The organism is Arthrobacter sp. zg-Y877 (assembly GCF_030373105.1).
In the GTDB taxonomy this organism is placed as follows: Bacteria; Actinomycetota; Actinomycetes; order Actinomycetales; family Micrococcaceae; genus Arthrobacter_B.
The window spans coordinates 1-14,685 of the sequence record NZ_JAUCPU010000003.1; the positions used below are offsets into that span (position 1 = coordinate 1).

Annotated in this window: 14 protein-coding genes; 2 read left to right on the forward strand and 12 right to left on the reverse strand. The window is 67.0% G+C overall.

The window, feature by feature from the left end; all coding sequences use genetic code 11:
• A partial coding sequence (locus QNO03_RS07465) for a hypothetical protein (RefSeq protein WP_289602828.1) occupies window positions 1-282 on the forward strand: 282 nt, incomplete at its 5' end.
• Window positions 283-347: 65 nt separating this feature from the next.
• On the opposite strand, the gene tyrS is transcribed toward QNO03_RS07465, so the two are convergent.
• The 3 genes from tyrS to QNO03_RS07480 form a co-directional block, all read right to left on the reverse strand.
• A complete protein-coding gene (gene tyrS / locus QNO03_RS07470; protein ID WP_289602829.1) occupies window positions 348-1,673 on the reverse strand; it encodes a tyrosine--tRNA ligase in 1,326 nt (441 codons plus the stop codon).
• Between the two features lie 13 nt (window positions 1,674-1,686).
• A complete protein-coding gene (locus QNO03_RS07475) occupies window positions 1,687-3,948 on the reverse strand; it encodes a HelD family protein (RefSeq protein ID WP_289602830.1) in 2,262 nt (753 codons plus the stop codon).
• Window positions 3,949-4,097: 149 nt separating this feature from the next.
• Window positions 4,098-4,652, reverse strand: coding sequence for an adenine phosphoribosyltransferase (locus QNO03_RS07480; RefSeq protein ID WP_289602831.1), 555 nt, complete (start codon window positions 4,650-4,652; stop codon window positions 4,098-4,100).
• A 172-nt stretch (window positions 4,653-4,824) separates the two neighbouring features.
• Here QNO03_RS07480 and QNO03_RS07485 point away from each other — a divergent pair, with 172 nt between their 5' ends.
• The gene (locus QNO03_RS07485; protein WP_289602832.1) at window positions 4,825-5,817 is read left to right on the forward strand and encodes an aldo/keto reductase; all 993 of its coding nucleotides are present in this window, start codon (window positions 4,825-4,827) and stop codon (window positions 5,815-5,817) included.
• A gap of 97 nt (window positions 5,818-5,914) precedes the next feature.
• Here QNO03_RS07485 and QNO03_RS07490 read toward each other — a convergent pair whose 3' ends face one another.
• From QNO03_RS07490 to argB, 9 genes are all read right to left on the reverse strand, one after another.
• The gene (locus QNO03_RS07490; RefSeq protein WP_289602833.1) at window positions 5,915-6,592 is read right to left on the reverse strand and encodes a DNA-3-methyladenine glycosylase; all 678 of its coding nucleotides are present in this window, start codon (window positions 6,590-6,592) and stop codon (window positions 5,915-5,917) included.
• A 59-nt stretch (window positions 6,593-6,651) separates the two neighbouring features.
• A complete protein-coding gene (locus QNO03_RS07495) occupies window positions 6,652-7,509 on the reverse strand; it encodes an SRPBCC domain-containing protein (RefSeq protein ID WP_289602834.1) in 858 nt (285 codons plus the stop codon).
• 67 nt (window positions 7,510-7,576) lie between these two features.
• Window positions 7,577-8,098: a pyridoxine/pyridoxamine 5'-phosphate oxidase gene (locus QNO03_RS07500; protein ID WP_289602835.1), complete on the reverse strand. Its 522-nt coding sequence runs from the start codon at window positions 8,096-8,098 to the stop codon at window positions 7,577-7,579.
• A gap of 98 nt (window positions 8,099-8,196) precedes the next feature.
• A complete protein-coding gene (gene argH / locus QNO03_RS07505) occupies window positions 8,197-9,654 on the reverse strand; it encodes an argininosuccinate lyase (protein ID WP_289602836.1) in 1,458 nt (485 codons plus the stop codon).
• Window positions 9,655-9,658: 4 nt separating this feature from the next.
• The gene (locus tag QNO03_RS07510; RefSeq protein ID WP_289602837.1) at window positions 9,659-10,867 is read right to left on the reverse strand and encodes an argininosuccinate synthase; all 1,209 of its coding nucleotides are present in this window, start codon (window positions 10,865-10,867) and stop codon (window positions 9,659-9,661) included.
• Window positions 10,868-10,966: 99 nt separating this feature from the next.
• Entirely contained in the window at window positions 10,967-11,503 is a 537-nt protein-coding gene (locus tag QNO03_RS07515) for an arginine repressor (protein WP_229950188.1), read from the reverse strand.
• Window positions 11,500-12,465, reverse strand: coding sequence for an ornithine carbamoyltransferase (gene argF / locus QNO03_RS07520; RefSeq protein ID WP_289602838.1), 966 nt, complete (start codon window positions 12,463-12,465; stop codon window positions 11,500-11,502). The genes QNO03_RS07515 and argF overlap by 4 nt, the downstream gene beginning before the upstream one ends.
• Window positions 12,462-13,760 (reverse strand): acetylornithine transaminase, encoded by a 1,299-nt coding sequence (locus tag QNO03_RS07525; protein ID WP_289602839.1) that lies wholly within the window; start codon window positions 13,758-13,760, stop codon window positions 12,462-12,464. Before QNO03_RS07525 ends, argF begins: the two co-directional genes overlap by 4 nt.
• Window positions 13,753-14,679 carry an acetylglutamate kinase gene (argB, locus tag QNO03_RS07530; protein WP_289602840.1) on the reverse strand — a complete coding sequence of 309 codons (927 nt, stop codon included), beginning with the start codon at window positions 14,677-14,679 and terminating at the stop codon, window positions 13,753-13,755. Before argB ends, QNO03_RS07525 begins: the two co-directional genes overlap by 8 nt.
• Between the last annotated feature and the right edge of the window lie 6 nt (window positions 14,680-14,685).

Consider the following 14,685-nt stretch of genomic DNA (forward strand, 5'->3'; position numbering starts at 1 on the left):
CTTTTCTTCTTCGCTGCAATGTTTATATATCTTATTCCATTCCGGCGTTTTCCGCAATTCGCGGTATCCGTGATCCGGACCACCGTGAAAAGCGTTTCCGCCGTTCCGGACCCAGCACTCACCGGAGTCTTTTCCACCGTCCCCGTGAAGGGCGCACTGGTTGGACTCTGTTTTGTGATGGGGTTTGGCCGCCATGCTCGGGCGCTTTTCCAGCGTCCCGGCCGCGGCGACTCATGCAACTTTACACACCGGTTCCGGTCCTTGCAAACCGGATCCGGGTGATCCGCCGCACAGCCTCCAGGGCCGGCCTTCAGCCCCTCATTTGCCTCCCGAAGGAAGCATTAAAACTATACGGCGGAGACCTCGACGGTTGCAAGGTTCCGCTTGCCGCGGCGCAGCAGCAGGTACTTGCCGTGCAGCAGGTCCTCCCCGCCCAGCACTGCGTCGGCGTCGGTGACCTTGACGTTGTTGACGTAAGCACCGCCGTCGGCGACCGTGCGGCGTGCCTCCGACTTGCTGCCGGAAAGGCCGGAAGCAACCAGCAGGTCGATAATCCCCAGGGATTCCCGCGACACGGTGACGGCCGGCAGCTCCGCAGTGGCCGCTTTCAAGGTGCCCTCATCCAGGTCCCGGACCTCACCCTGGCCAAACAGTGCAGCCGAAGCGGCAATGGCCTTATCGGTTGCTTCGGTCCCGTGGATCAGCGATGTCACGTCGTACGCCAGCGCACGCTGGGCCTCACGCCGGTGCGGTGCTTCTTCAACAGCGCGGGCCAGTTCCTCGATCCGTGCCCGGCTCATAAAGGTAAAGACCTTCAGCCGGTTCACCACGTCCGCGTCGGACGTATTGAGCCAGAACTGGTACATGGCGTACGGGCTGGTCATGGTGCCGTCGAGCCAGACCGCGTTGCCTTCGCTCTTGCCGAACTTGGTGCCGTCGCTGTTGGTGATCAGCGGCGTGCCCAGCGCGTGGACTGTCTTACCCTCGACCTTGCGCACCAGTTCGGTGCCGCTGGTCAGGTTGCCCCACTGGTCCGAACCGCCTGTTTCAAGCACGCAGTTGTAGTTGCGGAAGAGTTCCAGGTAGTCCATGCCCTGCAGGACCTGGTAGCTGAACTCGGCGTAGCTGATGCCTTCGTCGGAGTTCAGCCGGGAGGAGACAATCTCCTTCTTGATCATCGTGCCCACCCGGAAGTGCTTGCCGATGTCCCGCAGGAAGTCGATGGCGCTCATCGGAGCGGTCCAGTCCAGGTTGTTCACCATGCGTGCGGCATTGCTGCCCTCGAAGCTGAGGAAACGCTGCACCTGTCCCTGCAGGTAGCCGACCCACTCGCCGACGGTTTCCTTGGTGTTCATGGTGCGTTCCGCCGTCGGACGCGGGTCACCGACCAACCCGGTGGAACCGCCCACGAGCGCCAGCGGCCGGTGGCCGGCCAGCTGCAGCCGGCGCATGGTCAGGAGCTGGACCAGGTTGCCCAGGTGAAGGCTCGGCGCCGTCGGGTCGAAGCCGCAGTAATACGTGATCGGCTCCCCGGCGAGGAGCTTTTCCAGCTCCGCCTCATCGGTGGAGACCTGGATCAGGCCCCGCCACTTGAGTTCCTGCCAGATGTTGGCGAAGGAGGAATCGTTCTGCTGGGCGCCGAGGCCCTCGGGGTTCTCGATATTGTCTGACACGCCTTCTAAATTATCAGTCTTCGGGAATACCTGCCGGGATCCCGTTGGCTGCGATCAGACGCAGCCGCTGGGTGGGGCGGGTCATGGCCACATACAGGTCGCCGACCTTGCCGGCGGCCGCGGTCAGGAGTTCGGACGGTTCCAGGATGACGACGCCGTCGAACTCCAGGCCCTTTGCCTCCCGCGGAGACGTCACGACGATGTCCTGTTCCAGGCCGCCTGCACCGGATCCCACGCGCGCACCGTAGGCCTGGGTCAGCGCCCGGCGGACGTCGGGAAGGCGGTGGTCTTCGGCGATAACGGCCAGGAGGCCGCCGTCGAGCGCTTCCAGATCCTCGGGCAGGGTGTCCAGCAGACGCTGGATGAGCGCGCCCTCGGCAACCTCATCGAGGAACGGCGCCCAGCGGCCCTCGCGGACCGCCTTCGGAGCGGAAACCACGAGTCCGGCCGCGTTGGCCATCCGCACAGCTGCCTCGGCAATCTGTGCCGGGGTGCGGTAATTCACTGTCAGTTCCTCCAGCGTCCACCGCTCCCCCACGAAGGGATCCAGTGCGGCCTGCCAGGACGTTGCCCCGGCCGCCGAGCTGGTCTGGGCAATGTCGCCGACCACGGTGAAGGACTTCAGCGGGCAGCGGCGCATCAGCAGCCGCCACTGCATGGCGGAAAGCTCCTGCGCCTCGTCGACCACGATGTGCCCGAAGGCCCAGGTCCGGTCGACGGCGGCACGGTCGGCGGCGGTCAGCCGCTGCTCCCCCACCGCGTTGTGGTCCGCCAGGTCCTCCGCGGACAGGATGCCGTGGGCACCGGAGTCCTCCAGGAATCCCTCAGTGTTCGCAATGGCACTTTCCGCGTTGGCAAGGTCACGCTTGCGCTGTTCTTCACGGAGGGCGGTTTCCCGGCCTGCGGAGGCGTCCAGTTCGCCGAGGAGTTCGGCGGCTTCGTCCAGCAGCGGCACGTCGGATTCGGTCCAGGGTGCGTCGGGGCTGCGGCGCAGCAGGTCCAGTTCCGAGTCGGACAGCTGCGGTGCGGCCGCTTCCAGGTGTCCGGGCTTACTGAACAGTTCCGTGATGAGCTTTTCGGGGGTGAGCGGCATCCAGCACAGGTTCAGGGCCACGCGCACGTCGCGGGCGCTGCGGACGTCCTCGGCGAGGTAGGCACGGTCGGTGCTGTTGCCGGCACCGGCGGATTCCTCGAGCTGCTCGGTCATCTGCTCGGTCAACTCGCGCAGCAGGATCTTCACGAAGGTCACGCGGGCCTCGTTGTGCGGCTTGCCGGTGGCGCGGGCCTTGTCCCGGGCGCGCTGCACCTGCTTGGGCGTCAGCGTGAGGATGGTGCCCTCGACGTTGAGCTTGCGCGGCTCGCGCGGCAGGCGCTGCCGGTTGGCCACCGCGCGGGCGACGACGTCGGCCATGTACAGCCGGCCCTTCACCTCGGCGGTCGCGGGGTCCTCTTCATGGGTGGCGGTGATGCCCGGCATCAGCTGTCCGAGGCTGGACATCACGACGCCGGTCTCGCCCAGCGACGGCAGCACGCGTTCGATGTACCGGATGAAGGCGTTGGAGGGTCCCACCAGCAGCACGCCGGCGGACTTCAGCCGTTCGCGGTGGGTATAGAGGAGGTAGGCGGCGCGGTGCAGTGCCACGGCGGTTTTGCCCGTGCCCGGACCGCCCTGCACCACCAGGGTTCCGGAAAGGGGTGCCCGGATGATGCGGTCCTGTTCGGCCTGGATGGTGCCGACAATGTCGGACATCTGTCCGGTCCGCTTCGAGTTCAGTGCCGCGAGCAGCGCGCCTTCGCCCTGCAGCGCTGCCTCGTCCTCGAGCATGGAGTAGTCCAGCACATCATCCTCGATGGCCTGCACGTCGCGGCCCTTCAGGATCAGGTGCCGGCGCCGCCGCACGCCCTGGCGCTCAAAGGCGGTGGCCTGGTAGAACGTGCCGGCTTCGGGGGCACGCCAGTCGACCATCAGGCGCTGCAGCTCCGCCGTCGACAGGCCGATGCGGCCGATGTAGCGTTCCTCGCCGTCGTCGAGGTCCAGGCGGCCGAAAACGAGCCGGTCGTCCACGGCGTTCAGCTGCGCGAGGCGGTCCTCGTACATGGTGGCGAAGGCATCCCGCTCAGAACGGTTCTGGTGGGAACCCGAGGCTTGGCTGCGCCGGATCGCGGCCAGCTGCTCCCGCTTTTCCTCACGCAGCTCATCGAGGCGTGAGTACAGACCGGCGACGTACTGACGCTCGTGTTCCAGCTCGTTGGAAGCCGAAGGTGTTTCAGGCATGTTCGCGTTCCCTCTCGCAAAGGCAGAGCGTCAATCTTACAGTGCATTTGCACTTTTGCAGGTCACTAATGTATGCGGTTTCTCTCTCAGCTGCTGCCTGCGAGGAACGCGTGTCGTGGGCCGGCACCGCGGGGCAGGCCCGCCGGTGCCTAGTAACGGACCAGTGCGGTGACGGGGGTCTCGCCGAGGCGGTCCCGTCCACCGAGATCGCCCAGCTCCAGCACGACGCCGAATCCGGCCACTTCCGCGCCTGCCTTGCGGATCAGGCGGGCAGCCGCACCGAGGGTTCCGCCCGTGGCCAGGACGTCGTCGAGGATCAGGACGCGGGAGCCCACGGGCATATCGTCGCGGTGCAGTTCCAAGGCGCCCTCGCCGTATTCCAGGGAGTAGCTCTCGGAGAAGACCTCACGCGGCAGCTTGCCGGGCTTGCGGACCGTGATGACACCCTTGCCGGAGGCGTAGGCAGCGGCTGCGGCCAGGAGGAAGCCACGGGCTTCGACGCCTGCCACGAAATCGAACTGGCCCTCGAACGGGGCGATGAGGGCATCCACGACGCCACGGAGGGCCGGGCCGTCCGCAAAGACCGGGGTCAGGTCCCGGAAGATAATTCCGGGCTGGGGGTAATCGGGAATGACTGCGCCCAGGCGATCGATGGTTTGTTCAATGGACTCGTGGTTAACCGGTTCTGCCGGGGCATCTTTCACCCGTCCACCTTACCCGCTCAGGGGCTGGCCTCCCACGGCCCGCCGGGGCGCTGTGGCACTTGTCTCGCCCCGGCGTACCGGAATAAAGGACAAAGTGCGGAGGTTGCCAACTGGCGGGCTGCTTCGAAAGAGCCCGGAATTTTGCCGCACCAACAGTCAAGGATTTCAACACATGGCTAACCTGCACGAAGTGCTCAAGAACAAAATCGGATTCGGCACGGCTCCGCTGGGAAACATGTTCCGTGACATTCCCCAGGACGAGGCGCTGGCAACAGTTGAAGCCGCCTGGAACGAGGGCATCCGCTACTTCGACACCGCGCCCTTCTACGGAGCCGGTCTTGCGGAATCCCGCCTGGGCGAAGTCCTCTCCCAGCACAACCGCGACGAGTATGTGCTCAGCACCAAAGTGGGACGGCTGATCCTGGACGAGGAAGAGGAGAAGAGCCCCGGCCTCTTCACCCACGGGCGTTCGAACAAGATCGCCACGGACTACACCACGGATGCGACCCTGCGGTCGATCGAGGAGAGCCTGAAGCGGCTGAAGACGGACCGTCTGGACTTTGTCTTCATCCATGACACGTCCCGGGACTTCCTCGGCGATGAGTGGGTAGCCAAGTTCAACGAGGCCAGGACCGGCGCGTTCCGGGTTCTCGCCCGGCTCCAGGACGAGGGCGTCATCAACGGCTGGGGCCTCGGCGTTAACACCACCGAACCAATCGAGCTGGCCATGGACATGGACGAGGCTGCTCCCACCATGAGCCTCTCCGCCACCCAGTACACGCTGCTGCAGCACGAGCGTGCCCTGCAGCGCATGATGCCCAAGGCGCAGGAGCTGGGCGTTGGCATTATTGTCGGTGGACCCTTCAACTCCGGTGCCCTGCTGGGCGGCGACAAGTTCGATTACGCCGAGATTCCCCCGGAGGTCAAGGCACGTATCGCCGAGCTGGGCTCGGTAGCCGGGCGGCACGGCGTGAGCCTGAAGGCTGCTGCCCTGCAGTTCTCCGCTGCCCACCCCGCTGTCGCTGCGGTCATCCCGGGCTCAAGCCGGCCCGGACGCGTGGCAGAGGATGTCGCGGCCATGAAGGCCGAGATTCCGGGGGCGTTCTGGGACGAACTGCTGGAAAAGAAGCTTATTTCCGCGCAGGCTCCGCTTCCGCGCTCCTAGCTTTTAGCTTTTAGCTTTTAGCTTCACGGCTTCCAGCCTCACGGACGGCGTTCAGGGTTTCCCTGAACGCCGTTCTGCGTTTAATGTGCGTTTGGTTTTAATGTGCGCTTGCCCGTGCTGCCTTCGACGGCTGCAGGACGGTAGCTCCCGCCGCGGGCCGGGGCCGCGGCTTCGCGGGCCGGTACTTGGACACGGTGGGATCCCCCGTCAGCCAGTACCGCCAGGGGTAGTCGTCCGTTCCTCCGGGGCCGCTGACGCCTACGCGTGGTCCGGTGGAGATCCGGTCCGCACTGACGGGTTCGGCGGGCAGGGCAAGATGCAGCGGCTGCGCGAACAGGTCCGCGCCGTCCAGCGGCCGGGCGATCCCCAGCGCCTGCGCCAGCCGGGCCGGGCCACGGGCGAGGTCCAATGCCGTGCGGGGGTTTCCGCGGCGCACTGCGGCGATGTCGGCTCCCTCAACGATCTCGCCCGCACGCAGCAGCAGTCCGGTGGCTTCCCCTTCGGTCCCGCAGACCACGTTTGCGCAGTAGTGCATGCCGTAGGTGAAGTACACATACAGGTGCCCGGCGGGACCGAACATTGTCGCGTTGCGGGCGGTCTGGCCGCGGAAGGCATGGGAGCCCGGATCGGCGTCGCCCATGTAGGCCTCCACCTCGGTGATGCGTACGCCCACCCGTTCGCCGTCGACGTCGTGGGTCAGCACGGCGCCCAGCAGGTGGCGGGCCGCCTCCGTGGCAGGCACGGCCAGACGGTGCCGGTCATTCGAAAAAGCCATACTCCGACGTTAGCAAGAAGACCCGGGGCGGTTTTTCAGGGTGGACCCGGGCTGCCCGTTCAGGCGTCCCCTGCGGAACTGCCGTAAAACTCCTTCAGTGCGGCCAACCTGCGGGAACTGGGATGCCAGGGATCGCCTGCGAGGTGGTCTCCGGCCGCATCCAGGGCCTGGTGCCAGGCGGCGAGCACGCCGGATGCCTCGTCCGGTTCACCGTTCCCGCCGGTCACCGGCTGCCGGACGACGACGCGCACCCGCCCCCCGTCGTCGGCAATGTCGACGGAGGCTTCCCCGCCGATCCCCAACTCCGACGCCGTACGGTCCAGTGCACCGCGGACTTCATCGACGGGTGCGTTGTACCAGCGCTCGATGACGATCCCGGCAGTATCCACGTGTCCCATGGTTGGCGAGACGTCGAATTGCTCCGCGTAGGCGTCGCGGAGTGCCTGCCACTGGTCCATGGACGCGCGGGCAGGTTCCCGGCCGGCGGCCACGTCGTCAAAGGCCTCCAGGATTCCCTGCCAGCCTGCGGCTCCTTCCGTGAGGAAATCCGCGCTGGTCTCGTGCGTACGGAACTGCAGCAGGGCGCCGTCGGAGGTTTCCAGCACCTGCCAGTCGAGGACGGATTCGTCCCCCAGCGGGTCTTCCCAGGTGAACTGCAGGCTGAGTCCCGGGCTCATCTGCAGCACGGTTCCGGTCACCGCGGCGTTCCCCATGTCCAGCCGGTATTCCTTGCCGAGCTGCCAGCCGGGAGTGACCATGCCGAGCCACTGGGCGACCTTGTCCGTGTTGGTCAGGACATCCCAGATGTGGGCTGCGGGAAAATCAAGCCGGCGCTCAAAGGCCAGGGTGTAGCCGTCTGGCCGGCGCTCGATCCGCCCGGTGGGGACGGGGGTTTTGGCGGGGCTGGACTCGGTCATGGCGTGTCCTCCTGGGGTCGTTTCAAGGGTAGCTTCGACGGGTGCGACGCCGGGAGGGGCAGGTGTCTCAGAACGCCATCTGATGCCGGATGTGATGCCGGTCCGCCCGGGCCTGCCAGAATTCGATCTCCCGCGGCTTCAGCGCATACAGCTGCCATGTCGGGTTCGGGCTTCCGTCCGATGCCGGACGGGCGTCCCAGTCGGCGGCCGACGCTTCAGCTGACAGGTGCACCACGTCCCCGGCCACCCGGATCTGGCGGCCCAGTTCCGGCCAGTAGAAGTTCATCGCGGCGTTTGGGTTCTGCGCCAGTTCCCCGCCTTTGCGCGAGGCGCGGGAGGTGGCGAACTGCCAGCCGCCGTCGTCGTCGATGTCCTTGAGAATGAGCATCCGGGAGGAAACACGCCCGCCGGCGTCCGCGGTTGCGAGGGAAAACGCATGCGGCTGCCGCACCCCGGCGGCCAGCGCACCCTCCAGCCAGAGGCGGAACAACTCCACGGGGTCCCCCGGCGCCGCAGCCGGGTCGAAGGACGGCAGGTCCTCGGGAAAGTCCGGCAGGGCACGCAGCCGGGCCCGGAAGGAATCATTCATGGCGCCCAGCCTAACCGTCGCCCGCTGTACGGGAACGGACCCCGGGGAAACTCCCCCGGGGTCCGTCCTGTTCCAGGTCCGCCGCAGTGTCGGCAGAATCAGCCCACGTAACCGCGGACCTCGCCGACCTGCCGGGTCAGCTCCGCCAACTGCAGCTCCACAGCGGACCGGGCGGTGCCGCCCTGGGAACTGCGGCTGTCCAGCGATCCTTCGGTACTGAGAACGGAGCGCACGTCCGGCGTCAGGTGCGGTGAAATGCCGGCATAGTCATCGTCGGTCAGGTCCCACAGTTCGACGCCGCGGCCCTCGGCGAGCTGGACGGCCGATCCGGAGAGTTCATGCGCCTCACGGAACGGCACGCCCTGGCGGACCAGCCACTCGGCAATGTCGGTGGCAAGGGCAAAGCCCTGCGGGGCCAGGGACTGCATCCGCTCGGTGTTGAACTTCAGGGTTGCGATCATTCCGGACACTGCCGGGAGCAGGACTTCGAGGGTGTCGGCAGCGTCGAAGACCGGTTCCTTGTCTTCCTGCAGGTCGCGGTTGTACGCCAGCGGTAGGCCCTTCAGGGTGGCCAGCAGTCCGGCCAGGTCGCCGATCAGACGTCCGGCCTTGCCGCGGGCAAGTTCGGCCACATCGGGATTCTTCTTCTGCGGCATGATCGAGGATCCGGTGGAGTACGCGTCATCGAGCGTGACGAAAGAGAACTCCTTGGTGGCCCACAGGATGATGTCCTCGCTGACGCGGGAGAGGTCGACGCCGATCATGGCGGCCACCCAGGAGAACTCCGCGTAGACATCGCGTGCGGCCGTCCCGTCCAGGGAGTTCCAGACCGCGGAGTCGAAGCCCAGCTCCGCAGCCACCGCGTTCGGATCCAGTCCCAGCGAGGAACCCGCCAGGGCCCCGGAACCGTACGGAGAGACCGCCGCCCGCTTGTCCCAGTCCGCCAGCCGCTGCACATCGCGCAGCAGCGACCAGGCATGGGCCAGCAGGTGGTGGCTGAGCAGGATGGGCTGCGCATGCTGCAGGTGGGTGCGTCCGGGCATGGCCACCCCGAGGTTCGCCTGCGCCTGGCCCACCAGGGCATCGATAACGGACACAACGCCGGCGCCAATGATCCGGGCGTGGTCGCGCAGGTACATCCGGCCCAACGTGGCGATCTGGTCGTTGCGGGACCGGCCGGCACGGAGCTTGCCGCCCAGCTGCGGGCCGGCCCGTTCGATCAGTCCGCGTTCCAGGGAACCGTGGACGTCCTCGTCGGACTCCGCCGGCACGTAGGCGCCGGACTTCACGTCGGCGTCAAGCTGGTCCAGGGCCGCAAGCATGCCCTCCAACTCGCCGTCGTCGAGCAGGCCGGCCTTGTGCAGCACCCGGGCATGGGCGCGGGAGCCGGCGATGTCATAGCCGGCAAGCCGCCAGTCGAAGTGGGTGGATTTGCTCAGCGCCGCAAGGGCGTCTGCGGGACCGCCGGCGAACCGGCCGCCCCACAGGGCACCCTGGACGGTGGACCCGGGGGTCCCGGTTCCCGCTGCTTCGCCTGGCGACGTGCCGTCTGTCATCTGCTTACTTACCTTCTGCTAGGCGCTGGTCGCGGCCGGAGGCCACCTTGGAGGACATCCCGAACAGCTCGATGAAGCCGCGGGCCATGGACTGGTCGAAGCTGTCACCGGTGTCGTAGGTGGCCAGGTTGAAGTCGTACAGCGACGACTCGGAGCGGCGGCCGGTGACGACGGGGCGTCCGGCGTCGAGGGTCATCCGGATGTCGCCGGAGACGTACTTCTGGGTGTCCCCAATGAACGCGTCAAGGGACTGCTTCAGCGGGGAGAACCACTGGCCGTCGTAGACCAGCTCGGTCCAGCGCTGGCCGACCGTCTTCTTGAACCGGGCCTGCTCGCGCTCCACCGTGACATTTTCCAGTTCGCGGTGTGCTGCCATCAGCGCCATGGCGCCGGGGGCTTCGTAGATTTCGCGGCTCTTGATACCCACGAGGCGGTCTTCGACGATGTCGATCCGGCCGATGCCCTGGGCGCCGGCGCGGCGGTTCATCTCCTCGATGGCCTGCAGCGGGGTGACCGGCTTGCCGTCAATCGCGACCGGCACGCCTTCCTTGAAGGTGATGACTACTTCGTCGGGAGCGGCAGCGGACGCCGGATCGGAGGTGTATTCGTACACGTCCGGGGTGGGCCCGTTCCAGATGTCTTCGAGGAAGCCGGTTTCCACGGCGCGTCCCCAGACGTTGGCGTCGATGGAGAAGGGGTTCTTCTTGGTGGTGACGATCGGCAGGTTCTTCTGCTCGGCAAAGGCAATGGCCTTGTCCCGCGTGAGGGCCAGGTCGCGGACCGGTGCGATGCACTTCAGGTCCGGGCCCAGGGTCTGGATGCCGACCTCGAAGCGGACCTGGTCATTGCCCTTGCCGGTGCAGCCGTGCGAGACGGTGCTGGCACCGAACTGGCGGGCAGCAGCCACCAGGTGCTTGACGATCACGGGACGGGAAAGTGCCGAGACCAGCGGGTAGGCATCCATGTAGAGGGCATTGGCCTTCAGCGCCGGCATGCAGTACTCGGTGGCGAATTCCTCGCGGGCATCGGCCACATAGGCTTCCACGGCGCCGCAGTCCAGGGCCCGCTGGCGCACGGTCTCCAGGGACTCGCCGCCCTGCCCTACGTCAACAGCCACGGCGATGACTTCAGCACCGGTTGCCTCGGCAATCCAGCCAATGGCTACTGACGTATCCAGGCCACCGGAATAGGCCAGAACAATACGTTCGCTCACGGATTTCGCTCCTCTTGCATTGATTGCGGCCCGTACGGGCCGCTGGTTGGTTCAGGATGAAAGTTTGTTGGAACAGGTCCCCGCACCGGAGACCCGGTGCTACAGGATCCGGCTCTCGGGGGCGGACCCGTTGTTGCTGGCCTCATCGGCGATCCGCAGGAACCGTGCGGCCAGGTCGGGGCCGCCGTCGGGGTCCCGCGTCACCATCATCACGGTGTCGTCACCGGCGATGGTGCCCAGAACTGAGGGAAGCACCGAATGGTCGATGGCGAGGGCCAGGAAGTTCGCAGCTCCGGGCGGAGTGCGCAGCACCACGATATTGGCGGAGGCCTCGGCCGTGACGAGTAGTTCGCCACACAGCCGGGCCAGCCGCGCATCGAGGACTTCCTGGGTTACTCCCGATTTGGGTGCACGCTCCCCGCCCTCGGACGGGACGGCGTAAACCAGTGCCCCGTCCTTGCCGCGCATACGCACCGCCCCGAGTTCCACCAGGTCGCGGGAGAGCGTCGCCTGCGTGACCTGCACGCCGTCGCCGGCCAGCAGGGCGGCAAGTTCAGCCTGCGACCGGACGGACAGACCGGTCAGGAGGCTGCGGATGCGCGCCTGGCGCGCGGTCTTCGTTGCCGGCATGGTCATGCCCGCACCTCCGGAGCCTCGGTGATGCCTGACTGCGCCATGAGCCAGACCATCAGCGCCTTCTGTGCGTGCAGGCGGTTCTCTGCCTCGTCCCAGACCACGGACTGCGGCCCGTCAAGCACGTCGGCGGAAATTTCGTAGCCGCGGTAGGCGGGCAGGCAGTGGAGCACGACGGCGTCTTCCGCGGCTGCTGCCATGGCACCGGCGTCCACGGCGTAGCTGCGGAACAGTTCCTGCCGGGCCGCCTTTTCTGCCTCCTGGCCCATGGACACCCAGGTGTCGGTGGCGACGACGTCGGCGCCGGCCAGGGCTTCAACGGCATCGGTGGTGATGGTGACGGACCCGCCGGTTTCGTCGGCGCGGGCCGCGGCGGCGTCGACAATCCGCGGATCCGGCAGGTAGCCCAGCGGACCGGCCACCCGGACGTGCATACCGGCGGTTACACCGGCAAGCAGGTAGGAGTTGGCCATGTTGTTGGCGCAGTCGCCGAGATAGGCGAGGGTGAGGCCGGCGAGCCTGCCCTTGTGTTCGCGGATGGTCATCAGGTCGGCAAGCAGCTGGCAGGGGTGGTAGTCGTCCGACAGTGCGTTAATCACCGGAACCGAGGAGTTGGCGGCCATCTCCTCCAGGCCGGACTGTGCGTAGGTCCGCCAGACGATGGTGGAAACCATGCGTTCGAGCACCTTGGTGGTGTCCGCGACGCTCTCCTTGTGTCCGAGCTGGGACTCCCCCGCACCGATGATCAGCGGCACGCCGCCCAGGTCCGAGATGCCGGCCGCGAAGGACACCCGGGTCCGGGTGGAGGTCTTGTCGAAGATGACGGCAACGGTTTTGCGGCCGGTGGATTCACCCGCATACGGCTGGTGCCGGTAGCGGTCTTTCTTCAAGGCGTCGGCCAGATCCAGGACTTCGGCCTGTTCCGCCTGGGTGAGGTCGGTGTCGACCAGGAAATGACGGGTCATGGTTTTCCTTCGGTGGTTATGCCGGCGGTGCTGGGGGTGGCGGCACTGGGGGATGTCCCGGAAGCCGATGCCCGGACCGAGTGCAGGATACCGGGCAGGGCCGCCAGGAACGTACCGGCCTGTTCTACGGTGAGGATCAGCGGAGGCGCGAGCCGCAGCGTTGCCGGCCCGGTGCTGTTGATGATGTAACCGGCTTCCAGGGCGGCGGCGACCACGGCGGGAGCGACGTCGTCGCGCAGCTCGATGCCGATGAGGAGGCCATCCCCCCGGACCTCGGCCACGGAGTCCATTGCGGCCAGTTCCCGCCGCAGGTACTCGCCCGTGGCACGCACGTTGGCCAGCAGGTCCTGCGACTCCAGGACGGACAGAGTCGCCAGGGCAGCCGCGGCGGCCACCGGATTCCCGCCGAAGGTGGTGCCGTGCATTCCCGCAGCCAGCAGGCTGGACGGCCTGTCGCCGAAGGTGATCAGTGCGCCGACGGGGAATCCGCCGCCGAGCCCTTTGGCCAGCGTCATGGCATCCGGGAGCACACCTTCGGACGCGAACCACTTTCCGGTGCGGCCGATTCCCGTCTGCACTTCGTCAATAACGAGCAGCGCACCGGCAGAACGGGTGGCCTCGCGGGCCGCCTGCAGGTAGCCGGCGGGGAGCATCCGCACGCCCGCCTCGCCCTGGATCGGCTCCAGGAACACGGCGGCCACGGTCTCGTCCACCGCGGAGACCAGCGCGTCGATGTCGCCGAACGGAAGGTGTTCCACTCCGCCGGGCAGCGGCTCGAACGGTTCCCGGTAGGCGGGCTTGGCTGTGAGCGCCAGGGCTCCCATGGTCCGGCCGTGGAAGGCTCCCTCAAGGGCCAGGATCCGGGTGCGGCCCGGACCGGAATTGCGCCGGGCCAGCTTGAAGGCGGCCTCGTTGGCTTCCGTACCCGAGTTCGCGAAGAAGACCTTGGACCCCTGCGGTGCACCTGCGAGCGCCAGCAGCCGTTCGGCGAGCTGTATCTGGGCAGGACTGGTGAAGAAGTTGGAGATGTGGCCGAGCGTGCCGAGCTGCTCGGACACCGCGGCGACGAGGGCGGGATGGGCATGGCCCAGGGCGTTGACGGCAATCCCGCCCAGCAGGTCGAGGTACTGCTTCCCGTCCGCGTCCTGGACATAGCAGCCGCTGCCGCGCACGAGTACGCGCTGCGGAGCGCCGAAGACGCCCATCAGGGAGGAACCGTAGCGCTCCAGCCATTCGCCCTGGCCGTACGCAGCTGCGGTGCCGGGCTGCGGCAGCTGGCTTTCGGGGTTACTCATGACCGTCCTCCGGTACTACTTGGGTGCCGATTCCGGCTTCGGTGAAGATTTCCAGGAGCATGGAGTGGGCCATCCGTCCGTCCACCACGGCGGCACGGTCCACCCCACCGTCCACAGCGGCAAGGCAGGCGTTCATTTTGGGGATCATTCCGGCCTCGAGGTCCGGCAGCATGGCCCTCAGCTCTCCCGTGGTCAGGGAGGAGATCAGCGAGGACTTATCCGGCCAGTCGCCGTAGAGGCCCTCGACATCGGTGAGCACCACCAGTCGCGAGGCACCCAGCGCTACCGCCAGGGCGGAGGCGGCCGTGTCCGCGTTGACGTTGAGCACCTGTCCGGTGGTGCCGCCGTCGGGGTTCACCTCCGGCGCCACCGTACTGATCACGGGGATCCGCCCGGCGGCAATGATGTCCTGGATGGCCCCGGGGTTGACCCCCACGACTTCCCCGACCAGGCCGAGGTCCACTTCCACGCCGTCCACTACGGCGCCGGTGCGGACGGCCTCCAGCAGGCCTCCGTCCTCACCGGAGAGTCCGACGGCGTAGGGACCATGCGCGTTGAGCAGTCCGACGAGCTCTCGGCCCACCTGGCCGGTCAGGACCATGCGTACGGCATCCATGGCTTCGGGAGTGGTGACCCGCAGGCCGCCGCGGAATTCGGAGGCGATCCCGAGCCGGTCCAGCAGCGCGCTGATCTGCGGCCCTCCGCCATGGACGACCACCGGGTGCACCCCTGCATGGTGGAGGAACACAATGTCCTCCGCAAAGGCCTTCCGGAGCTCGTCATTAACCATGGCGTTGCCGCCGTACTTGATGACCATGGTGGTGCCGGCGAAACGCTGGATCCAGGGCAGCGCCTCGACCAGCGTTGCCGCTTTGTCCTGTGCGCGCAGCCGTTCGCCGGCCGCTGCTGGTGTGATCATGCCTAT